The sequence below is a fragment of the Anaplasma phagocytophilum str. Webster genome, from assembly GCF_000964685.1.
In the GTDB taxonomy this organism is placed as follows: domain Bacteria; phylum Pseudomonadota; class Alphaproteobacteria; order Rickettsiales; family Anaplasmataceae; genus Anaplasma; species Anaplasma phagocytophilum.
In genome coordinates, this window is the sequence record NZ_LANS01000001.1 from 844,083 (window position 1) to 869,572 (window position 25,490).

The following is a 25,490-nucleotide window of genomic DNA, read 5'->3' on the forward strand; positions in this document are numbered from 1 at the left end:
TTGTTATGAGCAGGGTTAGTGATGTCACTGCTATGGGGGATTTAGGGGGTTATACTTTTTAGGTTTAGTGAAGAGAGTTGGTATGTCAGAAGGTGTCATGGAAAGAGAAGAGTCTGTAGTAGCAGAAGAGGCGACAGGGAGTGGCAGCGAAGAAGGAAGAATCCTGAACCTATGTGAGCTGAAGAGAAAAAGCACAGGGGAGCTACTAGCAATAGCGGAGGAGCTAGGTGTAGTAAGCAACGGCAGGATGCTGAAGCAAGAGATAATATTCCAGCTGATGAAGAGAGTAATCAGCGAAGGAGGAGTGGCAATAGGTGGTGGTGTAGTAGAAACATTGCCGGATGGATTTGGATTTTTGAGATCAGCAGAAGCAAATTACGCGGCAAGTAGCGATGACATCTACATATCGGCTGGTCAGATAAAGAAATTTAACTTGAGAACGGGTGACATAGTAAGTGGTGAGATACGTGCACCTGGAGATAAGGAAAGGTATTTTACCTTAGTCAAGGCGTACAGCATAAACTACACGGAGATAGGTAAGCTACAGAGGTATGTACACTTTGACGATCTGATTCCAGTATACCCAGAAGATAGAATATTGCTCGAGTGCAATAAGGGTGCTGGGAACGAGAAGAAAGATATAAGCATGCGTGCTATAGACATAATAGCGCCACTAGGAAAGGGGCAACGTGCGCTAATAGTAGCACCTCCAAGGGTTGGTAAGACTGTAATCTTGCAGCAAATCGCGCACTCTATAGCTGTAAACCACCCCAACATGGAACTGATAGTGCTTTTGATAGGTGAAAGGCCAGAAGAAGTCACGGATATGTTGAGGTCAGTAAAGGGAGAAGTTGTAAGTTCTACATTTGATGAGCCTGCGTACCGGCACGTACAGTTGGCAGAGATAGTGATAGAAAGAGCTAAGAGGATGGTAGAGCATAAGAAGGAGGTGGTAATCCTTTTAGACTCTATAACAAGATTAGCTAGGGCATATAATGAGGTTATGCCATCATCAGGAAAGGTGCTTACAGGTGGGGTAGATTCTAATGCGCTACAGAGGCCTAAGAGGTTTTTTGGAGCAGCTAGGAATATAGAGAATGGGGGATCGCTCACGATAATAGCGACTGCTCTAATAGAGACGGGATCGAAAATGGATGAAGTGATTTTCGAGGAGTTCAAGGGTACAGGAAACTGCGAGATAATACTTGATCGGAAGATAGCAGATAAGAGAATCTACCCAGCGATAGATATATCTAAGTCTGGAACAAGAAAGGAAGACATGCTGATAGAATCAGCGCTTCTGAAGAAGGTATGGTTACTGAGAAGGTTGTTATCAGCCATGGGTCCAGTTGAGGCTATGGAGTTTCTGAGAGACAAGCTTAGCATGGCTAAGGATAACAACGACTTTTTTGAAATGATGAATAGCTAACGGTTATCTGTACGGGTACGATTAGGCGTAACGATGGCTGCAGCATCGTTTGGTGTCTACACCTAGGAAAGACTGGGTATGGTTAACTATCCAGAGGTTCGTTCCAAGCGGAGAGTATGGCAGAGTGCATCATTTCAGAGAGTGTGGGGTGAGGGAATATGGTATGAGCTATATCGAGATCTGTAGCCTCAAGCTGACGCCCTACTATGTATCCGTTGATCATCTCTGTAACTTCACTTCCGAGCATGTGAGCTCCGAGTAGTTCTCCAGTCTTGGAGCACAGAATAACCTTTACGAAACCCTCAGATTCCCCAGAGGCAATGGCTTTACCGTTGCAGCTAGCGCGTGAGATACCAACTTTTATCTCTAGGCCTTGGGCTTTAGCGGCATCTTCAGTCAATCCCACGCTAGCGATCTGAGGAATCGAATAAATGCAGCTGGGTATATTATTTTTATGTAGAGTGGAGGGTGCTGTTGATATACGACCGTCTTTTTTAGCAATACCCTCAACACAAATCACAGCTTCGTGACTAGCTTTGTGAGCTAAACATGGAGGCCCTGCTACATCTCCGATGGCGTATATTCCGGGCTCTGATGTTTGGCACATACCGTCTGTGATGATAAAGCCCCCCTTATCGAGCTGTACTTTAGTATCCTCCAAGCCTAGGTTTCCGGAATTAGGCAAAATACCTATGGCGCAAATTACCCTTTCAAAAGAAGAAGTTACAGTATCTTTTGTGCCACTGTTGACGATCTGAGCTGTAATGGAAGAAGCACTCTGGACTAAATCCATAACTGAGCAAGCAGTAAATATATCTACTCCCTGGTTTTTCAATATCTCATGCATAGACAACGATATGTCACGATCTTCCAATGGCAGAATTCTATCTTGCATTTCTACAATGGTAACTTTACTACCAAGGGTGCTGTAGAAACTGGCAAACTCAATACCAATTGCGCCACTACCAATGATCAAGAGAGATTTAGGCAACGTTTCAGGGAGCATGGCATCTTTGGAGGACCAAAGCAATTTTGTATCTAAATTGGTAGCAATTCTTGGCCTTCCACCGGTGGCAAGTATTATATGTTTAGCCGAGAGGGCACTTTTTACTCCGTCATTATCAACATGAATCTCTCCTTTACCGGCAATACGCGCGCATCCTTTATACACCTTAACGCCGTTCTTTTTCATGAGCATAGATACACCGCAGCTCAGCTTAGCCACAGCGTCTCTAGAGTGTGCCACGATTGACTGAATGTCTACCTCTACATCTCCCGTAATTTTAATACCAAAGGAACTAGCAGACAGGATCTTTTTGTACAGTTGGGCAGATTTGAGCAAAGCCTTTGTGGGAATGCAACCCCAATTTAGGCACACGCCTCCCAGGTTGTCTTCACGCTCCACTATAGCCACGTTATATCCGAGCTGCGCTGCGCGAATAGCAGCTATATATCCTCCAGGTCCACTCCCGATTATTACTACTTCGTACTTGTCCATGTGAGCACACAATACACACAATCGGGCATGATATTTAAAATTACCGAAATTGGCAACGTAATTTTGCCAGTTTTCACGAGCGCACTCAAAACAATATAGCAAATACCCCACTATCGCATAAATGGTAAAAAATTTTTATAAACGTTGCAAGTAATATAGTAAAGATATTAATATGACGCAGTCAAAATTATTAAATTCTTAAATTATGCGAGTATTCAAAAAATTGCAAGATTGGGCTGGTGAGATAGCTGCTGGATTAGGAAGTGTGGTAGCTTACGTGCAAAACTCTGTTGCTGATAAGCAAAGGAGTGATACAGGGGATAGTAGTACGGAATATGATAGTGAAGGTAGCATTGAGTATGTTGCGGAAGAGTCTGAGCAGGATCAGGGGAGAATGCTCTATAGAAAGACAAAAGACTTTTTTGAAGAGCGAAAAGGCTTTTTCGATAAAAATGACTTCAGTTATGGCCGCGAAAATTCTGGAAGCATTGTAGACAAGATATACGGACGAAGTATGGGTATAGATCAGCCCAAAAATCCAGAGATATTTCAATGTTTGGTAGGGAATCAAACGAGATTTTGGTCTAGTGAGGATAAAGCTTTTTGTGTGCATTATCGTGAAAGTGCTCGGGGTTACGATATGTATTTGCACGTTTTTTATGGTGACAGTGCGATCTTATCGAAGGTCAACAGTGCTCCGTTTTCGGCAGAGCATGTGGAACACTATGCGCCTGTTTACGCTGTTTTTGGATGTAATGCCGAATACAGGATTACTTTTGTTCATGTAGAGGATCAAGGTATTTCGCCTTGGGAAGCGTCTTCGCGTAGGGTCAATACCCTGGTTCTCAGTCAATATGTAATAGGGATTGATGGTAATAATTCCTTGCTTGTGGAGGGACGAAGTTACAGATTTGGAGCTGGAGCTGGTGAAGAGTATCGCGCTCCTTTAGCTGTATTGCATGATGTAAGAGGAGACGTTCTTGTTACGGGGAAATCAAAAGGAGATAGTAGGCTATCTGCAACAGATCAGGGGTATTTTTTATGGCGCTTTTCTGCTGCCACGCTTCAGCCGGTTGTTCGTAGAAATAAAATGTCGTCGGAAATACGGAGCTACCTATTCCGTAGATTTGGTGGTAGTTCTCTTGAGAGACCAGAGCATTTGGTGCTGTGGGATCAACAAGGGAGTGATCGTCTAGCTTTGACCTATATAGGTAGTTACATCGCTGTCGAGGATCGTGAATATTATCACCCGTATAAGGCTTTTGACGCCGTTTTTTTTCGTAATAAAGCGACTGCGCGCCTTATGTCCTTGAGACAATGTCTGATAGGTACACATTTATGCAATATAGAGGCGCGAGGAGGAGTTGTACTGACTGCTAAAAAAATGAAACTTATTTATGGGAGGGCTATTGGTGATCTGAGGTACATTTTCTATGTGACACGCAGCTTGGACACTTTGCGTATGGAGGAGCTTTCTGTAGCAATGCTAGGTGGAGGTACTTACACAGTACTCCAGGGTATTATACCAATGGGATTTTCTGCATCTTCTATTAATCTTAAAAGTGTGGATGGCATACATGTGGAGGTTATGCTTTTAGATACTGCTTCATTGCGCGCGAATGTGTATAGAATCGACCTAAGGCAATTAAATAGCAAAAAGGAGTGTCGTATAGATGCTTTTTCCATAAATTATAGTAGTCTGGGTACACAGGAGATACTTGCAGTTATCAAAAGAGAGGTACACGAAGCGCTTAGCTCTGTGAAGGAATCTAGTGTTGTAATAATTGAAGATGTACTGGCTGTTGAGGGTCCTAACTTAGTTTATAATACTCCTAGAATGTATTATTTTAAGTCAAGCATTGTAAAGCATAGCCATGCTGGAGTGAGGGATTTTACGATAGGGGATCCTACGAATTGGATTACAATGGGTAATAGGCAAGGTATTGAGGAAAAAACCACGCAAGTGCGTGATTTGGTGCCTATAGGTACTACAGGGGGTACGGGTAATCGTACTACAGTGCTCAGAGCTATAGAAGAAAGTCCTACTGTAGAGGTTTTGTCTTCTACAGATAGTGTGAATACACTTTTGGGTAAAAATGTGAGCATGGAGGTTGCGGCACTTAGCATGCAGGGTAACAACCATGCAAGCAGTATAACTGATGGTGTAGAGGAGATAGACGCTAATTCAGTTGTGCATCATACTACGGTACATTATGGAGTAGAGAATTCTTCAACTAATGGTTTGTTGAATTCTAGCGCAAATTCTGTAGATAACAGTTCGAGTATCAAGCGATATAATGAACAGGATGCATATTTTGGTGTCACTGAGGGGATAATCGTCTTAGGGGTATTAGGTATAATCATTGCGCTGATAGTGGCTGTATATGCTATTGTTACGTATGTTAGGAGTCGGTCTACAGGTTATAATAGGGCAGATGTTGCAAGGAATACTCCAGAGAGTGGTCTTGCGGCGTCAAGTGAATATGTTGCCCTCGGTGATTATGGTGAACAAAGTGGTAGCGTGGGGCATTCTACTGTAGACGCTGCTGTCCCACCTGAAACACACGGCTGCACCACGGTTGGTTGCGTTTTATGTAAAGAAGTAGAAGCCACTAGTATGTTTTGTCAGACTACAAGTAAGCTTTAGTCTACATTAATGTTTTTTACATACACTGCCGCTACGGGTTAAATTTTGTCTTGTAGGTTGATGTTGCGGTGTGTGTAGATGGGTTTTATGGGCCTGCGAGGAGGTGACAGCTCTGTTGTAATTTGTATAGGTGATAATGGTGCTGTTATAGTCAATATTGTTGGCGGTGTCATATGCGGTAAATATTTTGTTGATAGTGCGAAAGGGAGGGCATGGGAAGAGGTAAAGGAATGTATATTGGAAAATAAGAGGTCATATATTTACTTAGTACTCGACCATTCCAGCCAGGTTTATGGGATGAGGGAATTACCTCCTACTTGTAAGTTATTACCACAATCGATGTGGAGGAATAGGCAAGGGGGTTTTGTAGACGTAAAGGGCTTCAAGACTTCCTTTTTTGTAGTTAATGCAGTAAAAAATGGGCAGTCTTTTGTCCGACATATGTTTGTCGAGAGCCGTATCGAAGATGGGCTTTTCGAGGATGTACTGAATTTTGTCACGCAGCATTCTTCCTCGTTTTTTCAAGGGGTCCTTCTATTTTCTCTAGAACTTGCTTACATTGCGCATGGTGTTGCAGCCCGAGAAGGTAATATCAAGGAATGGGTTGTTTTTCTTGCTTACACCAAGGTTGGGGATTTTAGGCTAATAGTACTGCGTAACGGTAAGCTGTTCGATGCAACTTCAATACGGGTAATGCAATCTGAGAGTGAGTTGCCAGATGTTGTAGCTGGAAAGGTATACCATAGTATGCAGAATGCGGTATCAGAGATTTCCAGCATTTATGGTCCAGTTGCCCCGGAAGATATAGGGCTATATATGGTTGTATCTGGCTGCGTTAAGTCCTGTTTACTATCGTTTGACTTAAAGAAGGAGGATATCAATGTTTTTACACCATATGAATTAGGCAAGGTTTTAAAAATTCAAGATTGCGTCAGTGTTGGTAGTATGTGCTGTGATACAGTGCTTCTGTACGAGATGATGAAGAAACGGGAGTTCCAGCACATTATGCACACGAAAAAGACATTTGAGATGAGACGTGTGTCTTTGCTGAAGAAGTTTGCTATAGTGCCTACTGTCTATGCTATAGCGCTTCTAGCAGTTCTCTGCGTGTATGGTGGTATAAGTGTTTTAGAAACTAAGGACATGAGATTATTACTCAACGACGAATCTGCTAAGCTTTTGGAGCGCTTAGAGAGTATACGTGGGGATCAGGAATTTGCTAGAATCCATGAGATGTATGATGTTGTGGATCTTTATAGATCGTTATCGAGTGTAGATAGATACCCGATGGTAAATTTATCTGTGTTAAGTAAAATGCCCAGGGACGGCTTTGAGTTTACGAGCTTTGATTGGAGTGTGACTGAGGATTTTGGGGTTACGATAGCGTTAGGAGTTTCAGTAAAGGGAGGAAAGATTAGGAATGTGGCTCACAAGCTTGATCATGTACTAGAGGGGTTTAGGGTGATAGAAGTTGCGCCAGTTGATGTAAAAACAGGAAACTTTATTATACGCTTAGAGCGAATATGAAGTGCAAGAGGTATATGTGTTTAAGTACTATCTATTGCAAATCACAACTTTTGTTACTTTTTTGGGACTGGCGGTAGCGTTACAGCGGGTATATAGCATACAGAGCAAGCACAAAGAAGAGGTTGTGATTCTTACCAAAGATATATCAAAGATGAAGGCGGAGATTAACAATGCTCATAATCATGAGATCAAGCTCAATAATAACTTTTCCGTATGGCGTGAATTGCACGATTCTCACGTATACGGGGGTAGTGAGGAGGTAGGCATAGAGAGCCTATTTTCTGAGTTATGCCATAAACACAGGATTTCTATGGAAGAGGTATCTGTATCTGAGTCAGTAGATGTGAGTGCGCAATATGAGAAGCAGTATATCAAAGTTGAGAAAAGTAGAGTGCGGATGAAATTTTCTGCGCTTACGGACAAGCACGCTGTATTATTTATTCAGGCTGTTAGGTACGATGTACCGGGTTTTGTGGCGTTGAAGCATTTAAAAATCGTAAAAAAGAGAGAGGTTACTCAAGAGGTTATAGAAGCGAATAGCAGCGGAAGTATATTACCAACAGTGTCATGTCACGTTGAATTCGAGTTATACAAGATATCGGGTTGTCACGTATGAGATTAAAATCTATTCTTTACGTGTTATTTTCACTTGCACTAGCTTGCGCTGGGCATACTACTCTTGCTCAGGAATGCATAGGTTTAGCGCATGCTATTATGGACTGTTCCGCATATAAATGCGTCGCTGATCTTACAGGAGAGCGGGTACGCTATGAAGTTTTAGGCTCTAATGAGGAGGGAGTTTGCAAATATTCGGAGAGTGACGAGACAGGTTTTGCTTTATGCCGAGTCTCGCAAGAAGATTTCAGTCACATTTCTAACTACCTGGTGCAACTTTTTACAAAAAGTAGCAATGTGCGATATCATGAAATCGCGCGTATGAAGGCAAGGACGTGTCGCTTTTACAGGGTGCGTGGCAATAGTTTCATTAAGCGAGATGAGGCGTTAAATGAGTCTGATGTTCGTGCGATAGAGCGCGTTGTTGGCATGCGTATACGTAAAGAAGAGGTTGAAGGAGTACGTAGCATGTTTTTTGACGAAGAAGATCTTAAGAAGCTTGATTGAAAAAGAATCTGATGCTTGTTCTCTCTCGTCAATTATGTAATCCAAATTTTGGTTAATAACCCAGCCACTGCGGCCAATACTCCCAAAGTTAACCATGCTTGAGGTAGAAGAAACCGCCCTTATTTCTACAACTTCTCCACCTTCAATAGTTTTAGCTAGTAACCCTGCTACTATGGTTTTTTCTTCAGAAGTGAGTTTTGTTAGGTCTGTAGCTACTGCGGTGGCGTTGTCGTTAGTTACAGGTGTCGGCCCTGCGCTCTTATCAGCCTTTCTAGTTGACGTAGGCCAATTATGGTTACCATCCTTCAGCGTTTCTCTAACAAAATCCCTGAAAACATTTTGTTCCGTGCTCTTGTTATCGTTACCGGTTCCGGCTGCCTTTCCACCACACAACGATATCCTCGCGTCATTCGTATCACCCTCAGTTATTACAGCATACTTTCCTAAATTGCTCGTGGTTGTCCCTGGCTTCGCCACACAAATCTTATCATCGATCTTAGAATGAGCAATTCCAAGAGCCTTAGCAAACTGGACGATGTCTTTACCGGAGGTTTTGGCAAGAGCAGCAGCAAGGTTATCAGTCTGTCCAGTAACAACATCATAAGCTAACTCCTTAGCTAGTAGATATACTGTATCTGCTTCATACTCTCTAATAATAGATCCTTAATAGCTTTATATAAAACTCTAGGTATCGAATGATAAAGCTCCAGATCATCTGCTAATTATGATTTTTACACTGCCGAAAACTAACCCTCTATACTGCACAACCTTATAATCTCAAATTCAGCATTAACCACCACAGAAGTAGAAGAAACCGCCCTGATTTCTACAACTTCACCACCTTCAATAGTTTTAGCAAGCAACCCTGCTACTATGGTTTTTTCTTCGGTAGTGAGTTTTGTTAGGTCTTTAGCGACAGCTTTGGCGTTGTCGTTTTGTTCTGGTTTGGGTGCGGTGCCTGTAGACGTTGGCCAATTCTTACTACCATCTTTTAGAGTTTCTCTAACAAAGTCTCGCAATACCTGTTGTTCGGTGCTGTTGTTACTTGAGCTACCTGCAGGACCTGTGCCTCCACACAGTGCCACGTTAAATTTGTCTCTGGAGTTCACTACGTCGGATTCTGCAGCATACTTAGCATAATTATTCTGGTTTTGGCCAGACTTCGTCCTACAAATCTTCCCATCAATATCGGAATGAGAAATCTCCACGGCCTTAGCAAACTGAACGATGTCCTTACCTGAGGTTTTGGCAAGAGCAGCAGCAAGGTTATCAGTCTGTCCAGTAACAACATCATAAGCTAACTCCTTAGCTAGTATATATACTGTATCTACTTCATACTCTCTAATAATACCCTTCCGCTATCCCTTATACACTTGGTCTTGTGTCAATAATAAGAGTTATTGCATAGGCTTTTGGGATAACTAGCAATTTATAGGCAGTTGTCATACTTATCAGTGTTTTTTAATCAGGATCGTATTGCAGTGATATGTTCCAGGGTTTTATAGGTGCACCCTTATAATATTCCCAGGAACCTCAAGAAGGCTTGAACTTATGACGTGCTAAACACCATCCTCATTAGCCACAGATTAGCTTCCTTCGAAGTACAGATAACCTTTATAAAGTCCGCGGTGGAGATTTCTAGGTAGCAAGTAATTTCAGCTAGGTAAGATTATAAAACCACTGTACAGACCTGCTAAGTGTGGTAAATCGCTGATCGTAGTTTGTTTCGTGAGTGATAAAGCACTAATTTTGCCTCGTTACTTACCTAGGGTATTTAGGATCAAAGACGGAGTGGTTTGTGATATGCCCATCAACAACCCCCACGAAGTTACCCCCAATACCAACGCAAGCATAAGGAACAACACCTAGGCTTTTTCCTAATTTCTTAGTCTTATGCTAAAAGTAAGGTTTATTGCGCAGGCTTTTAGTCTACCTAGAGATCTATATGTAATACACATACTTATACTTCACCGAGCATTTGAAAGTAACTTCTGAGCTCTGCATGGTAAGGCTCTCTGATAACTATAAAACCCCAATATCCATGCCCAAGGTTAACCATGCTGTAAGTAGAAGAGACCGTCAACAACTTCACCACCTTCAATAGTTTTAGCTAGTAACCCTGCTACTATGGTTTTTTCGTCACGATTAAGATCTATTAGGTCTTTAGCTACGGCTTTGGCATTACTATCAGGCACACCAACCTTCGCACCGCTCGAAGTGCTATGCTGTCCCCTAGGCCAGTTCTTCTCACCTATTTTCGCACCCTTAACAAAATCGCTAAACTTCTTTGTCCTTATATGCGATGTAGTCAACCCGCTACACTGTTCCGTATCGTTCCCGCTGCTACTTGACGCTCCGTAGCCGCTTTGCGTGCTATGCGCACCCGCCTCTCTAGCATGTTCCCCACTACAAACCTTCCCATCGATGGTAGGGTGTGATATTTCCACCGCCTTAGCAAACTGAACGATATCTTTACCGGAGGTCTTAGCAAGAGCAGCAGCAAGGTTATCAGTCTGCCCAGTAACAACATCATAAGCTAACTCCTTAGCTAGTAGATATACTGTATCTGCTTCATCCTCTCTAATAATACTATTCTTCTATCCCCTATACCCTTGGTCTAAATAATAGGTTTATTATTTAGACTCTTAATATCCCCATCGATGTACCTAGAGATTCATAGGTCGTTGTAATACTTCCCAGTGTTTTCGAATCAGGATCATATTACGGTGGTACGTTCCAGAGTTTTATGGGTGTACCCTTATAACATCTCCAGAAATTGCAAGCCAGTCTGGCTCTGTCATACGTTCAACGCCATCCGCATTAGTTACAGATTAGACTTCTCTTACATCTAACCTTTGCAAGGTTTCAGAGGATATCCTTATATAGTTAGGTAATCTCATATTAGGTAACTGTATGAAACTATTATACGGACCTGCCAACACGGGAGAAGCAGCCCGTCACTGAGGCTGTGGACACTGTTAGTGATTAGCACTAATAGTGGTTATGATACTTAAAAATTTTCTAGGAGAAAATTATCGAACAAATGTAAATAAATAAACCAGTAGTTGTATGTTCTCTTATCCTGAAGTACAATTTCTTGATAGTTCTTTGAGTTAGTGTTACCATCGCTCACTTTTTCGGTCCAGATGCGTGAAAGAACACATTGTATGAAAATTACGATTCTTGGATGTGGGTCGTCAGTAGGTGTTCCATCGGTCGGGTGTGAGTGCGGGGTGTGTGCCTCGGAACATCCGCATAATAAGAGAACAAGAACGTCTGCGCTCATAGAGAAGGGGAGTACGCGCTTGTTAATTGATGCGTCTCCAGATTTGCGCATCCAAGCGCTGCGTCAAAACTTTTACACCATGGATGCGGTTTTATTTACTCATTGTCATGCAGATCACACAACAGGAATTTCCGAGCTGCAGGCATTTACCCCAAAGGTTGGTTACCATATTCCAGTCTATAGCGATTTTGGAACTTTGGCATTGATCACGGCCAGTAACGCTTATCTTTTCATACCCAGTACGCCAGGGGCTCCATGGAAAAAGTGCCATTACTTAACAGTGAATCCAGTTCGCCATAATGTTGAGTTCAATATCGGTGAGTTCAGTATCATGGCGATTAAGCAATCTCACGGTGAGGTAAACAGTAATGGGTTCATATTTGATAATTCTGTAGCATATTGTACAGATGTAAAATCGTTTCCTGAAGCATCATGGGAGCGCTTGCGTAATAAGCATATGATTATCTTCGGGTGTCTCAGATATCAGGCAGTGGGTGCACATGCTCATGTGGACCTATGTATAGAATGGATTAGGGAATTGAAGCCGCATATAGCTGTCTTTACTCACATGAGCCATGACATAGATTATGAGCAACTTTTAGATTACTTGCATAGTAAATTGCCGGGGCAAAAAGTTGTTGTAGCACACGATGGCTTGGAGCTGGAGCTGTGATGCATGCGTTGCTATTCTAGAGCTATGGGAGAAAACAGCAGTTTTGCGCGATCTAGTGAGTAGGGAAGTTTCTCTAAGCCATATTGAGCATCAGAAGCCACTCCAAATGTCTTTTTCGGGGGTAGTATTTTTTTCTCCATCCCCCGTACTATATCATATAGTATGGCAGTAACGGCAGAGTCATAATCGCAATCCGCTCCAGGAACTCGGTGTTCAATTCTGCAGTTCTGTGGTGATAGTGTAGTATCGGGTATGCGCAACGCAGTGCTTCTATTGTTACCACCCCAGCTTATAGTTGTAGGCGTGTGAATGTCATTATATGTATAACGCATGTATGAGCTCTCATTCGGAGCAAATAAAATCATGTGCTCTTTCATGAAGGTGCATAGCCCACCGAGGCTATAGGTTAAAGTTTCACTCAAATTATTTCCAGATCTATCCATAAAGAACATGTTCTGTGAGTTGCGGTCGAGAAGATTAACATGTATGTGAAACGCGTTTCCAGCCTTGTCAAGAAACGGCTTTGCAGAGAAATCTAAGGTGCAATCGTAAGATTTTGCGATTTCAAACATCAGGTCTTTAGCTCTAGCAATGTCAGTAAGGAGCTGTTTGACATCAGTAGTATGGTATGTTCTTAACTCGAATTGGTGTTCACAAATTTCTTTTAACAGATCAAAACGTAACTGACATAGTTTGGGTGAAATATGCTGCAGAAATTTCGCTAATCCATTTTCATGACCGTGTATGTAGAACTCAAGCTCAACACCAACAAGTGGGGTTGCAGCAAACTTGTCACGTAGATGTGTAACGACATTCTTGAGCATTACGTACGGGAGGGTATGCGAGTTTTTCTAGTAATGAAAGCAGCTAGCAAATTGAGCATCCAAGTGATAATGAATAGCGTAAGCCCAAGCGCATAAGCTGAGGAAGTATGAACACTTTGGAAGTTCTGGTCCCCAGTGAGGATAGTGGCAATCTGTACAGTAATGGTAGTAACAGAATGCAAAGGATTAAATGTAAAACTCGCAGTTACCCCAGCAGCCATCAACACTATCATAGTTTCCCCAATTACCCGTGAAATTGACAGAATGACAGAACTGCAAATATCCGGAAGTGCATAAGGTACGACTATGTGCCAAGTTGTTTCTGCTCGAGTCGCACCCAAGGCCATAGAGCCATATCTCAATATTTTTGGTACTGACCTTAAGGCATTTTCAATTAGTAGTGTTATGAAAGGAAGAATCATGATGCCAATGGCAATTCCAGCTACAAGAGCATTTTCAGACTGCGCATTGAATCCACAAAATTTAGCTAGGCTTCGTATGTTCGGTGATAGGAAAACCACTGCGAAATATCCGTATACTACGGTAGGTATGCCACACAATATTTCCAAAAGTGTGTTAAAAGTGTTACGCACCCTCTTATCGGAGTACTCGCTCACATATATAGCGGACAGCAGACCAAGAGGTAATGCCACGGTCACTGATACAATCACTATAAGAAGTGTACCGCTCAATAAGGGTAATATCCCAAAAGAGCCCACTAACTGGCCGTTTATTACTTTAGAGTCAGGATTCCACGTTGTTCCAAAGATAAAGTCGGAAAGTGGTACCTCTGCAAAGAATAATTTTGATTTAAAAGCCAAGCATCCAGCAATCACTATCACAGTCAAAAAAGACAGTGCAGTAGAAAAGAGCATGGCGCTCTGTAGCACTTTGAACCTCTTATCGAAGCGCAGTGTATACAATATCAGGATTGCAGAACATAACACAACAATGGCGGAAATTGCCTCGTTTCCAAAAGACTGCAGTAACAAACCTGACAATAATGCCAGACCTGCAACGATGGAGACAAAAGGCACACGTACCTTCCAGAAAGAAGAATACCTCCACAGGCAATATCCCAAAGGAGGTAAGGCCAAAATAAGTGCCATAGCAAGCATCATTTCAGAGCTAATTCTTGTTAGTAAACTTGTAACTAGTATGCTAATAATGTAGAAATTTGTACACCACTTTCAGTTTTTTCATATGAGTAGTAGTTCTGTAAGCGGCATAAGGGAGGCCTTTTTAGATTTTTTTGAGAAGCAAGGCCATACAAGATATCCGTCAGCACCGCTAATTGCAGAAGGAGACGCATCGTTGTTATTCACTAATGCTGGCATGGTGCCTTTTAAGCAGAGGTTTATAACTGGAGTTTCAGATGTAAAAACGGCTACAACAAGTCAAAAGTGTCTGAGAGCGGGTGGAAAGCACAACGATTTAGAAAACGTGGGGTATACAAATCGTCATCATACATTCTTTGAGATGTTGGGGAACTTTAGTTTCGGTGATTATTTTAAGGAAACTGCCATAGAATTAGCGTGGAGGTTTGTTACTAAAGAGTTGGGCCTCAGCAAAGAGAGACTCTGGATCACAGTGTATAGTGAAGATCAAGAGGCCTTTGACATATGGAAGAAGATTACTGGGTATACAGACCACAAAATCATTAGGATTTCAACCAGTGATAATTTTTGGAGTATGGGTGATACCGGTCCATGCGGACCATGCTCGGAAATCTTTTACGATTATGGTGACGGTGTACCAGGAGGGCTTCCAGGAACAGATGAAAGTGATGGTGCCCGGTACACGGAAATATGGAACCTGGTGTTTATGCAATATAACCGTGATGAATCGGGTGAGCTACATAAGTTGCCTCGGGGGTGTATAGATACAGGAATGGGTCTTGAGCGCATTGCCGCAGTCATGCAAGGTGTGTGTGACAATTATGAGACAGACATGTTCCAAGCTATTATAGACAGATCACGGAGCATTTTCGGTTCACACGATCACCCTATAGCTCACCGCGTAATAGCCGATCACGTGAGAGCGGCGTCATTTCTAATAGCTGAGGGATTAACTCCTGGAAATGAAGGGCGTAACTACGTTTTGCGACGCATTATAAGAAGGGCTGTTCGGTATATATATCAAATTGTCGGCGATAAATTCTCGCTGCACGAAGTGGTTCCAGTGTTGACTAGAGAGGGAAGTGCGGGATACATGGGTAATGCTTACCCTGAAATTGTTAAGGCAGAACAATCAATAGTATCCACTTTGAAGATAGAAGAAGATGGATTTGCTGATACTTTGCGTCGCGGCACAGGTATTCTCGAACAAGAGATTCGAGGTCTAAAGTCGGGGGAAGTCTTGAGTGGAGAGATAGCATTTAAGCTATATGACACATATGGATTCCCGCTAGACATCACTCTCGACGTTGCAAAAGAAAGGGGTCTAAAGTTCGATGAAGACGGCTTCAATAGATGCATGGCAAAGCAGAAAGAGCAGTCACGCAAGCATTGGAAGGGCTCAGGTGAAGCACAAACCGCGAGCTCACATATTTTAAACAAGCACAAGGCCACTAGTTTTGTAGGGTATGAGAATCATAGAGTTAAATCTATGGTCAAAGAGATATTCTGTTCGGGAGAAGCCGTTACTTCAATGGGTGAAGGTGAAGAGGGGATAGCCGTTCTAGACATAACGCCCTTTTATGCGGAGTCTGGAGGGCAAGAGGGTGATACTGGCCTCCTCAAAGTAGTAACGACCAAATGCGGTAGCGTAGCAGAAGTTGTAGATACAACGAAGTCTAATAATGTTCACTTACACAAAATAAGAGTTATTAGAGGCACCTTAAAGGTAGGAGATGTTGTAGAAGCGGTAGTAGATAAGCAACGCCGTGAAAAGCTCAGGGCAAATCATTCTGCAACGCACATATTACAATCTGTGCTCCGTACACTAATAGGTGAGGGAATTCAACAGAAAGGGTCTTTAGTCGCAGCTGACAAGCTACGTTTTGATTTTAGTCATGCGTTGCCATTAACTAAAGAGCAATTACGCACGGTAGAAATGGAAGTTAATAGGCAAATCATGGCAAATCAGCCTGTAATCATCGATCATTGCAGCTTAGAAGATGCCGTACAGGAAGGAGCAATAGCCCTATTCGGTGAGAAGTATAATGATCAAAATGTGCGTGTTGTCAGCATGGGTAGTTCCAAAGAACTATGTGGTGGCACACACGTACGCTTCACAGGGGATATTGGGGCTTTTCGAATTATCTCAGAGACTGGTATTGCACAGGGAGTAAGGCGTATTGAGGCAATTACTGGGCATGAGGTTGTGAGCAGTATGAACAGGGATAGTGAATCGCTACAACAAGTTGCGGAATGTCTTAGCGTTCCGGTAGACCAGGTAATAGAGAAGCTTAAGAAGGTATTTGTAGAGCAACGAGAGATAAATAAGAAGATGGCTACAATATGCTATACACACATGAATTCATGTGCAAAATGTATAGAAGTTGGTTCAGAGATAAAGTTATACGTAGGTGAGTTCAGCAACATACCGGTAGAGGTAGTAGCGAGCTATGTTAAGGAGAAAATGCATACCAATGAGGTGCTAGCGATCTCAACGACAGATGGGAAGAGAACAACGTTTATAGTAGGGGTAGGGGAGTCTGCAATCAAAAGGATAAAAGCAACAGACATAGTAAAAGCATTACAGCAAATCCAAGGCAAAGGGGGAGGAAATGCCAGTATAGCTAGAGCAAGTCTACCAAGCGAATATTCTGCAAAAGCAGCTGAGATCATAAGGCAAACTGTCATTGACGCAATTCAAAATAGCGGAGCATAGGTATCCAGACCACTCGGATACCCTGACCCAGGCATTCTTTATCAAACGCTTCATCTAGTGAATCATCGATTGCATCCCCCAATTTACTGTAGTTACCAATATCATGAGCTAACATAAGCTGACAGTGGCCATCCGAAAGAACAAGAAAATACAATTTTTGATTCTCATCCGCGCCCTGAAGCATGATAATTCTCAATGATTAACCGCTGTGATATGCTTTTTCGTTGCATAGGAAACAGCTTTTGCACACATAACACCCGCGGAAAGAGTGAGAGAAAGCTTTTAGCAAACACACAGAGTCATCAAGAAACTTAGTGCTTTCCCATCCATTTAGTACAGAATAGTCTACGTATAGTTCCTTCCTATGGGTGAGCCTTAGTTAAAAGAATAGGTGAAAGCTTGTGAAGAGAGTAGAATCTCGAATGTATGTCAGAGATTTTATAGGGTTTGTTTACTATGAAGTTATTACTGAAATTAGTGTTATGCATAACCCCGCAAATGCTCCGGTATAGGATTAGAATCTAGCGGGCTGATGGATACCTGCATCGCAGAAGCAGCCTTGCGTTCTGTTACACTACCACACGTGGATTCCTGTTTTTCCGACATCTCAGAGGTAGAAGGTAAAGACGTGTCAAAGCAATCTGAGAATTCAATATGTAACTCAAATCTAGAGTCCCACAGTAGACGTGTCTCACCGTGCAAATAAGTTTTAGGGACTATACTGGATACTTCCCTAGCAACAATAATGTTACTATCACACGTCTTGAGTATCATACAGCCATGCAAGGTAAAAGAAGCAAAACCAGCAGTAGAACGTACCTTAGAGAGTGCAGAAGAGAACTTAGAAAACCTGGGCTTCAAAGGTTTGTTGCCAATAGTCATGATGAGAAGCAGAAACAACCTGCTGGCGATCTCATCCTGCAAATTACGAAAAACATCGTGCTTGATTACTACGTATCCGAAGGGAGTAAATTCCAAACAGCTGTCCAAAGCATTCTGTACATAGTGTAAGATACAGCTTAAGGACCGCTGCATATGCAGAGCTGTGCTGCTTAGCCTGCTTATCAGTATCTCCGGATGCTTGCAGTTATTTATAAAGTTCCGGTAAAAAGTTCGTCTGTATTTTGGGTCACTATTGCTAGGGTCTTCAATCCATGGTTGCTGATGTTGAATAGCATATTCTTGTATTTCCCGACGTGTAAAATCTAGCAAAGGTCTAATAATTGTCACATCCCCAATCACAGAGCGCTCCCTTATACCAGCAAGCCCATCTATGCCACTACCTCCCATGAATACCCATATCTTCCAGTGAAAAGTATGTAAAGATCGCTACGCAGTGAGTCAGAAATTTATACAGTTAGTTAAACGCTATTCTAAGCCCAAGCCCTTTTCTCCAGACCTAAAGTGCACACATATAATTAATTATCCTCACAGACGCCACTTGATCATGTCCTATATCAATCGTACTAAAGATGTATTGCAGTGCAAAAGACTCAAATGCAAAGCTCAATCTGGATGCACATTTCACTAAAATCTATGCTATGATGGATAGGTAACTAAAACTACCTTGCGCACCTTTACATAGGACTAGAGTTTAAAGAAAATAAAAGTTCAGAGTGACAATGAACAAGAAAAAGTAGATGGAAGAACTGCGAGAAAAAATGAACAAAGCAGAGAGCTAGAAAACCAGCTCAGCCACAAGGGTTACACTGAGTATAAAACATATATCAGAGCGTCTTTCAAGTTATGTATACCTATATAAGCACAACTCCGCACTATATAAAACACACTATCATCAAGCATATAGCGTAGCGATATACAGATACAGCAAAGATCCCAAACTAACAAAAATCGGTTATTTTCTATGATGCATACTTCCTTACTGAAGCTCAGCAGCCTCAGTATGGTACTTCAGCCTCAGACAATAAGCTGTAAATCAATCGCTTTGCAAAGCGCTATAGCCTCACCGAAGTCTCTCGAGACTTCAAACATTCCTACAGCACAAGACACACTAACCTCTTATTACATCACTCCTCATACCAGATCAGCAGCATAACATATAATCACGCATCCCAATCACGCGCTAATAAAAGAACCTGCCCGCCAATCACAGCCCAGCACTGCAGCACGAGACGTATTAACCCCTTTTCCTTTAGCACTTAGATTCAGCATGACAACCCCAGCATTACTCCGTCCGGTTCCATAAACGCTCCTAATGTAGTAGACCATTCCACACCTTAAGACCTAGATCTCAACAGCAGTAAAGCTCACCTTTTGAGTATAACTTCGAAGTCAAACTACACACTACATCCGCCGTAAGGCATCTAACACGACGCCCCCCGATACCACTATCACCTCCCGCCATGACAACGGTAGAATAACACCATTCATGAAAAAAACCGCCTATCACCGCACTGCAGAGAACGCCGTCAGCTATTCATAACTCTTGTAAAACTGAGAACTAGCTATTAGCAGGCTTTGGCCGAGTAGTATTAGCGCTTTCCTTATTTAAAACTTCCGAAACAGATGACCTAGGTGACGAAGTTATAGCTGCTGGAGAGGGATGAGAACCTGCAGAATCTCGCGCAGATCAGGAGAGGGATGTTGGTGATGCTAAGATGAAAGACCTCTCCAGAAACGATTTCAACACAACACACCTGCAGCTTCCCACTAAGATTATACCCTACACGCCCATAAAACAAAACTTTGTGCGGCATCACAAGATATTCACCCAGTAGACCTCACCCCTCACACAGAGCTACCACAATATTAGGAAAGCCTTACATCCTGAGAATAACTTCGAAGTCAAACTACAGACCAGTGCGCAAATTTATACAAGCCCTTGAGATTGCATTACCTCAAGTACAGTTTTCCCTATCACCGCAGGCGTAGCAGCTACCACAACCCCAGCACGTTCCATAAACTCAATCTTACCTTTCGCAGTACCAGAGTTTCCTGAAGTTATAGCACCAGCATGCCCCATCCTACGCCCTGCAGGAGCAGTCTGCCCAGCGACAAACCCGATCATCGGCTTCTTCTTCTCAAGAGATTGCATGTACTCTACAGCCTCTTCTTCCTCAGAACCACCTATCTCACCTATCATCACTATGCAATGCGTATCGTCGTCATTCATGAACAACTCCACACATTCAGCAAAGGTAAGACCATGAACCGGATCACCACCAATACCAATACAAGTCGACTGCCCTAATCCAACAGCTGTAGTTTGCGCAACGGCTTCGTAGGTCAACGTTCCAGATCGCGATACAACACCTACATTTCCCTTTGTATGAATATATCCAGGCATAATGCCAATCTTACACTCTTCAGGAGTGATTATACCAGGGCAATTCGGCCCTATAAGCCTGCTCCTAGATCCTCGTAGAGCACGTTTTACACGCACCATATCCAAAACTGGAATACCCTCAGTAATACATACTATCAGCTCTATTTCCGCTTCTAGAGCCTCTAAAATTGCATCAGCAGCAAAAGCAGCAGGCACATATATAACAGAAGCATTAGCCCCCGTCGCCTCCTTAGCCTGAGCCACAGTATCAAAAACCGGTAGACCAAGATGTTCAGTTCCACCCTTACCAGGCGTCACACCCCCTACCATGTTAGTCCCATACGCTATAGCTTGCTCAGAGTGAAAGGTTCCCTGCGATCCCGTAAAACCCTGACATATAACCTTTGTATTTTTATCTACCAGAACCGACATACAAGCCGCTACCCCCTTTTCCCGACCAAATCTACAACAAAACGAGCTGCCTCATCCAAGTTTTCAGCTGTCACTATGCTAAGACCAGACGCATCCAGCATCTCCTTTCCAATTTTGTAATTTGTACCAGATAACCGCACAACCATCGGCACACTCACTCCAATTTCCTTAGCAGACTCGATTATACCAGCAGCTATAACATCACAGCGCATGATCCCGCCAAATATATTCACCAGTATACCATCGACCCCACTACGCAAGATAATCTTAAACGCCTCCCGTACCGTGTCCTTACTAGCACCTCCACCGACATCTAGGAAGTTTGCCGGCTCGCCACCATAATATTTCACTATATCCATAGTCGCCATGGCCAACCCAGCCCCATTTACCATGCAGCCAATGTTACCATCCAACTTTATATAACTTAACCCATACTTTGCAGCCTCTAACTCCTCCTCACTATACTCATGAGGATCAGTCAATTTTACGATCTCAGGTCGCCTAAACAAACCATTGTCATCGAACGTCATTTTTGCATCAAGAGCAATAAACTCGCCACAAGTTGTCTCTACAAGAGGATTTATCTCTACTTGACTCGCGTCAGTTTCCATAAGCGCACGACATACTTTTCGCGCCATCGCCGTAATCTGAACAACCTGCTCTTTCTTCAAACCAAGTCCGTAGCAGAGCTTCCGACCATGAAAATCGAGAAAACCATATACAGGATCAACATTAACAACAACCACCATTTCAGGCCGACTATGAGCAACTTCCTCTATATCCATCCCACCTTCACTGGAAAAGATAACACTAACCATCCCCGCTTTGCGATCAACAACCGCACCTAGGTAATACTCTTTCTTTATCGATACGCCTTCTTCTAAATATACAGCATGTACTTTTTGACCCGCAGCCGAAGTTTGATGCGTTACCAAGACAGATCCCAGCATACTCTTAACCAGATCCGCCACCTCTTCACGCGCCTTTCCTATTTTTACTCCACCCGCTTTACCCCTACCACCAGCATGAATCTGAGCTTTCACAGCGACTATGCCCGCAGCCAAGCTTCCCAGCGCGCTATCTACCTCTTCGACAGACCTAACAACAACACCCTTAGGAACCCGGACATCAAAGCCACTCAGTATACCCTTGGCCTGAAATTCATGAACATTCACAGCTATTGCCCCACAAAACACAAAAACTCAGAGTGCCAGCTCACACTCAATAAACACACCAACAAAAAAGCAAAAATAAACGGATGCCAGCCTTAATCAGCGCTTGACCCTTCACCAGTAATCAGTGATCTCTGAATCTTAAAATGCCTAGCACTAATCTTGAACCTGCCACCCTGTGGCTCTGATGGCGCTCCATGCAATTTCTTACGACGCCTCTCACAATCATCACGTTTTCTTACACGCTTCTCCGAAGGTTTTTCATGATGCACAATCTTCATCTGTCTAGGCTTACCTTCACGCTGGAGCTTCTTTTTTAAAGTTCGAATGCCCTGCTCGATGTCACCATGATATACAACAACTTCAACCAAACCCAACCTCTAAAGAATAAAACGCACAGTCCAGAATGATAGCACAACAAACCACGTGGTCAAACCTTTTCTCACCGATGCAGAATAAGCCATAGCTAGAGCAGAAGCGCTTTATTCGGCAATTAACTTCTCTACAACACTTCGAGTTTCTTGTAACTTCTCTTCTGTTAAGGGAATAAAGCCTAAATTTACTAGATAACCTCCACTGCCGATTGATTCAGGACGTAACACCTCTTTTATGAACTCCCGAAGGCCAGCAGTGGTATTGAGATGCTCTTTCTTAACATATATGTACATAGGCCTTGATAAAACATACTTACCTGAGGCAATGGTTTCATAAGTCGGCTCAACCCCAGCAACTTTATTTCCCTGAACCTCATTCTGATTTTTTATCAAAAAGCTAAAACTCAAGATACCAAAAGCACTGCTATTCTTAGAAACTTTTTGAATAATTACATTCTCACTTGTCGCTACCTCAATGTACTTACCATCATTTCTAATCTCACTGCAGATACTTTTTCTTTCCTCAACGTCATGATATGTATCAACAAAATTCTTTGCACTGACGCAAACTGCCCTAACTACATAATCTAGAAGAATATCATAAGTTCCAGCATTCTTATGCGGTCCATAGACCTCAATATCGTGCTCAGGCAGATCAGAGCGTATCTCTGACCATTTTCCATACTTATTCATCGGGATTTGCCCATATTCATCCGTAAGACTGTATTTACTGAGTGCACTGTATAAATCTTTCAAGCGAAGATCGATTTGAGCTTTTTGTCGCGAGCTTGCAATTACTATACCGTCATAGCCAAGCCCAATTTCTATAACGTCATGTACACCGTTGGAAGCGCATAAAGCCAGCTCAGCATCCTTTATCTTTCTTGAAGACATTGCGACATCAGGAGTTCCAGGATTTGCGCCCGCGCAAAACATATTAAACCCCATCCCACTGCCTACAGACTCTATTACAGGAGTTCTATAAGAGGAAAACCTTCCAAATTCTTCAGCTATGGAAGAAATGAACGGAAATACAGAAGATGAACCAACAACCCTTATGTGATCAGCCCGTACTTCCAAGGAAATTAACGCACACGCTAAAAAAAATACAAAGCGAACAATCTCCATTCTCATGGTTGTACCAAAGCTAACACAAGACTATAACACCATAACCCTAACTAAGAATTAAGGTACTTATTAACGAAATCAAAAAGTCTACCTACTTGACTTTCGTATTCATCAAAATCAGGAGCAAAATGCCCTACATATCTTCCGTCGGCATCAACCAAGTACAAAAACGATGAGTGATTAATATCTCCTTCACTATCAGACTCACCTACGTATACCTTATAATTATTCACTACATTGCGAATAACTTCCTCATCCCCAGTCAGCATCTGAATTCGACTATCAAAGGCTTTGTGATACTCATTTAACCTTTCAACAGTGTCATTTTTGGGATCAATAGTTATGAAAACAGCTTGAAGTTTATCAGCAGTCTCACCCAACTTGTTTAAAAGTTGCGATACCATACCAAGTTCCGCAGGACATATGTGCTTGCATGAAGAAAAGCCGAACATAAGCAACATGTGCTTCCCAGCAAAATCAGTGCTACTAACAACCTGACCTTCTTGATTTATCAGATCAGTAAAAGAAGCCAATATCGGCGCTTGTTCAACCACAGTGTCAGTACTACTTAATTTAGCACCCATGTCACTGAATATTCCCTTTTTGTTAACATACGAATACCCCAGAAACACAGTTGCCACTAGCAGAAGAAGGTTAGAGACAGTCTTAAAAGTCTTCATCTATCAAGCCTCATCGAATATCCAAAAATCTTTCACCCAGGTTAGTAGGCAAAGATATAGAAAGCCATCGTAGCACCTATGCTGACACAGGTCAAGCAACCCCAGCGTGAATAGCGCCCAAAAGCACAGCGAAATAGCAATTTCATCCCAAATAAAAATCCTACTACGATTGACATTCAGAAAGGTAACTCTCAGCTTCAACAACCAGATCACTGATGATTTGCTTCACACTCCGTACCTCGTTGATTAAACCTACGCTTTGCCCCGCCATTAAGGACCCATCTTCCACGTCACCATCAACAACCGCCTTACGCAGAGACCCTGCCCAAAACTTCTCAATTCGCAGCTGCCCTTCTTCCTTTGAAATCTCTCCAGAATTGTACATTTCTATTACCTCGCGTTGCAAATCTACAAAACGCATACTCGCGGAATTGGTGATTGCCCTAACAGGTAATACGGGAAATTCTGTACTTAATTGAACAGTGGGAACTGCATCCCTAGAAGAAGATTTAATAAACGCCTCTTTGAAGTTTTTATGGGCCCTTGACTCGCTCGCACACACAAACAATGTGCCTATCTGACAACCACAGGCACCCATTTTTAAGTAACTCCCTATCATGTCTCCAGTACCTATGCCTCCCGCAATAAATACAGGAACATCACACAATTGAGGACTTTTTCTAAAAAAAGGTAGTATCTCTTGAGCTAAAACAGACGTGCTTACAGGGCCTATATGCCCTCCTGCCTCCATGCCCTCTATTATTAAGGCATCAACTCCCATTCTAACCAACCTCCGGGCTACAGACAGTGAGGGTGCAAAGCACATACTACGCGCATTAGAATTCTTTATGGTAGAGATAACTTTACCGCTCGGTATTCCTCCAGCCAGCACAATATGTGAAACACCAGCTTGCAAACATGTATCTATAAGACTATCCAAGTCCGGGTGCATAACTATGAGATTCACTCCGAAAGGCAAGGACGTCAGCTCAAATGTCTTCTCTATAGCTGTTTTTAAGTCTGATGTAGACATTGCACCGCAGGCTAGGACTCCAAACCCCCCAGCATTGGAGATTGCTGAGACTAGATACGGCTCTGATACCCAGCTCATAGCCCCACCCATGATAGCAAACCTGCTACCTAGGAAATCTATCCCTCTTTTCCACAAATGAGCTAGCATGTAGAGATACCTAAAATTATTCTCTCAAAACCAACCTTTGCTCTAACATGAGGTACAAGACGTGCTTTTAAATGTACCTGGGGCAAAAAGCCACAGAACCTAAACACATGTACCACTTGTGTACTTTAAGCCACAAAGAGTACATGCCATTTAGCCTTGTCATGCATTCCACAAGTGCATACATTTGAATTTTTCCCCTCACATGCATACGTTTGTATACTCTAACGCTTGTAAGGGCAAAAAAACACACATGAACACACAACAGATAAACTCGCAAACTTACACAAAAATAGATATACACCACACCCACCCCTGTGCAGCTATTGACGCGGCGACCAACGCCACGTAAGCTTCAGAAAGCACGACAAAATAACACGCATAGACCACAGTTACTGATG

19 protein-coding genes and 3 pseudogenes are annotated in these 25,490 nt (G+C 42.6%); 6 read left to right on the forward strand and 16 right to left on the reverse strand.

Annotated elements, in window-relative coordinates; genetic code table 11:
- Window positions 1-97: 97 nt before the first annotated feature.
- Window positions 98-1,429, forward strand: coding sequence for a transcription termination factor Rho (rho, locus tag APHWEB_RS03590; protein WP_011451135.1), 1,332 nt, complete (start codon window positions 98-100; stop codon window positions 1,427-1,429).
- An 82-nt stretch (window positions 1,430-1,511) separates the two neighbouring features.
- Here rho and lpdA read toward each other — a convergent pair whose 3' ends face one another.
- Complete coding sequence (gene lpdA / locus APHWEB_RS03595; protein WP_020849209.1) at window positions 1,512-2,927, reverse strand: dihydrolipoyl dehydrogenase; 1,416 nt, start codon at window positions 2,925-2,927, stop codon at window positions 1,512-1,514.
- A gap of 205 nt (window positions 2,928-3,132) precedes the next feature.
- Here lpdA and APHWEB_RS03600 point away from each other — a divergent pair, with 205 nt between their 5' ends.
- The 3 genes from APHWEB_RS03600 (at window position 3,133) to APHWEB_RS03610 (ending at window position 7,717) form a co-directional block, all read left to right on the forward strand.
- On the forward strand, window positions 3,133-5,574 hold the full coding sequence (locus tag APHWEB_RS03600) for a hypothetical protein (RefSeq protein WP_020849419.1): 2,442 nt from the start codon (window positions 3,133-3,135) through the stop codon (window positions 5,572-5,574).
- 87 nt (window positions 5,575-5,661) lie between these two features.
- The gene (locus APHWEB_RS03605) at window positions 5,662-7,101 is read left to right on the forward strand and encodes a hypothetical protein (RefSeq protein ID WP_011451133.1); all 1,440 of its coding nucleotides are present in this window, start codon (window positions 5,662-5,664) and stop codon (window positions 7,099-7,101) included.
- Between the two features lie 16 nt (window positions 7,102-7,117).
- Entirely contained in the window at window positions 7,118-7,717 is a 600-nt protein-coding gene (locus tag APHWEB_RS03610; RefSeq protein WP_011451132.1) for a hypothetical protein, read from the forward strand.
- Window positions 7,718-8,310: 593 nt separating this feature from the next.
- Here the strand turns inward: APHWEB_RS03610 and APHWEB_RS06375 are convergent.
- The 3 pseudogenes from APHWEB_RS06375 to APHWEB_RS07150 all read right to left on the reverse strand — a co-directional run.
- Window positions 8,311-8,874: pseudogene (locus APHWEB_RS06375) on the reverse strand (P44/Msp2 family outer membrane protein); the annotation flags it as partial.
- 119 nt (window positions 8,875-8,993) lie between these two features.
- Window positions 8,994-9,604: pseudogene (locus tag APHWEB_RS06750) on the reverse strand (P44/Msp2 family outer membrane protein); the annotation flags it as partial.
- Between the two features lie 416 nt (window positions 9,605-10,020).
- Window positions 10,021-10,820 (reverse strand): annotated as a pseudogene (locus APHWEB_RS07150) (hypothetical protein); the annotation flags it as partial.
- Between the two features lie 570 nt (window positions 10,821-11,390).
- Between APHWEB_RS07150 and APHWEB_RS03630 the strand changes: the two are divergent.
- Window positions 11,391-12,182 (forward strand): MBL fold metallo-hydrolase, encoded by a 792-nt coding sequence (locus APHWEB_RS03630; protein WP_011451130.1) that lies wholly within the window; start codon window positions 11,391-11,393, stop codon window positions 12,180-12,182.
- 11 nt (window positions 12,183-12,193) lie between these two features.
- On the opposite strand, the gene APHWEB_RS03635 is transcribed toward APHWEB_RS03630, so the two are convergent.
- Entirely contained in the window at window positions 12,194-13,006 is an 813-nt protein-coding gene (locus APHWEB_RS03635; RefSeq protein WP_011451129.1) for a type I glutamate--ammonia ligase, read from the reverse strand.
- Entirely contained in the window at window positions 13,006-14,115 is a 1,110-nt protein-coding gene (gene pstC / locus APHWEB_RS03640) for a phosphate ABC transporter permease subunit PstC (protein ID WP_044104310.1), read from the reverse strand. The genes APHWEB_RS03635 and pstC overlap by 1 nt, the downstream gene beginning before the upstream one ends.
- A 94-nt stretch (window positions 14,116-14,209) precedes the next feature.
- Here pstC and alaS point away from each other — a divergent pair, with 94 nt between their 5' ends.
- The gene (gene alaS / locus APHWEB_RS03645) at window positions 14,210-16,840 is read left to right on the forward strand and encodes an alanine--tRNA ligase (protein ID WP_011451127.1); all 2,631 of its coding nucleotides are present in this window, start codon (window positions 14,210-14,212) and stop codon (window positions 16,838-16,840) included.
- On the opposite strand, the gene APHWEB_RS06405 is transcribed toward alaS, so the two are convergent.
- The 10 genes from APHWEB_RS06405 to APHWEB_RS03685 all read right to left on the reverse strand — a co-directional run bounded on the left by APHWEB_RS06405 (window position 16,809) and on the right by APHWEB_RS03685 (window position 25,092).
- Complete coding sequence (locus APHWEB_RS06405; RefSeq protein WP_020849059.1) at window positions 16,809-17,024, reverse strand: hypothetical protein; 216 nt, start codon at window positions 17,022-17,024, stop codon at window positions 16,809-16,811. The two genes, alaS and APHWEB_RS06405, sit on opposite strands and share 32 nt — an antisense overlap.
- Before the next feature lie 296 nt (window positions 17,025-17,320).
- A complete protein-coding gene (locus APHWEB_RS03655; protein WP_011451125.1) occupies window positions 17,321-18,130 on the reverse strand; it encodes an ATP-binding protein in 810 nt (269 codons plus the stop codon).
- Window positions 18,131-18,916: 786 nt separating this feature from the next.
- Window positions 18,917-19,069 (reverse strand): hypothetical protein, encoded by a 153-nt coding sequence (locus APHWEB_RS06410; protein WP_020849057.1) that lies wholly within the window; start codon window positions 19,067-19,069, stop codon window positions 18,917-18,919.
- Between the two features lie 22 nt (window positions 19,070-19,091).
- Complete coding sequence (locus tag APHWEB_RS06415; RefSeq protein WP_155370107.1) at window positions 19,092-19,250, reverse strand: hypothetical protein; 159 nt, start codon at window positions 19,248-19,250, stop codon at window positions 19,092-19,094.
- A gap of 420 nt (window positions 19,251-19,670) precedes the next feature.
- Window positions 19,671-20,558, reverse strand: a complete 888-nt coding sequence (sucD, locus tag APHWEB_RS03660) for a succinate--CoA ligase subunit alpha (RefSeq protein WP_020849415.1) — start codon at window positions 20,556-20,558, stop codon at window positions 19,671-19,673.
- An 8-nt stretch (window positions 20,559-20,566) separates the two neighbouring features.
- On the reverse strand, window positions 20,567-21,733 hold the full coding sequence (gene sucC, locus APHWEB_RS03665; protein WP_011451121.1) for an ADP-forming succinate--CoA ligase subunit beta: 1,167 nt from the start codon (window positions 21,731-21,733) through the stop codon (window positions 20,567-20,569).
- A 92-nt stretch (window positions 21,734-21,825) separates the two neighbouring features.
- On the reverse strand, window positions 21,826-22,101 hold the full coding sequence (gene rpsU / locus APHWEB_RS03670) for a 30S ribosomal protein S21 (RefSeq protein WP_011451120.1): 276 nt from the start codon (window positions 22,099-22,101) through the stop codon (window positions 21,826-21,828).
- A gap of 111 nt (window positions 22,102-22,212) precedes the next feature.
- Window positions 22,213-23,232 carry a substrate-binding domain-containing protein gene (locus APHWEB_RS03675; protein ID WP_011451119.1) on the reverse strand — a complete coding sequence of 340 codons (1,020 nt, stop codon included), beginning with the start codon at window positions 23,230-23,232 and terminating at the stop codon, window positions 22,213-22,215.
- A gap of 50 nt (window positions 23,233-23,282) precedes the next feature.
- Window positions 23,283-23,912, reverse strand: coding sequence for an SCO family protein (locus APHWEB_RS03680; RefSeq protein ID WP_011451118.1), 630 nt, complete (start codon window positions 23,910-23,912; stop codon window positions 23,283-23,285).
- A 163-nt stretch (window positions 23,913-24,075) separates the two neighbouring features.
- Complete coding sequence (locus tag APHWEB_RS03685; protein WP_011451117.1) at window positions 24,076-25,092, reverse strand: NAD(P)H-dependent flavin oxidoreductase; 1,017 nt, start codon at window positions 25,090-25,092, stop codon at window positions 24,076-24,078.
- Between the last annotated feature and the right edge of the window lie 398 nt (window positions 25,093-25,490).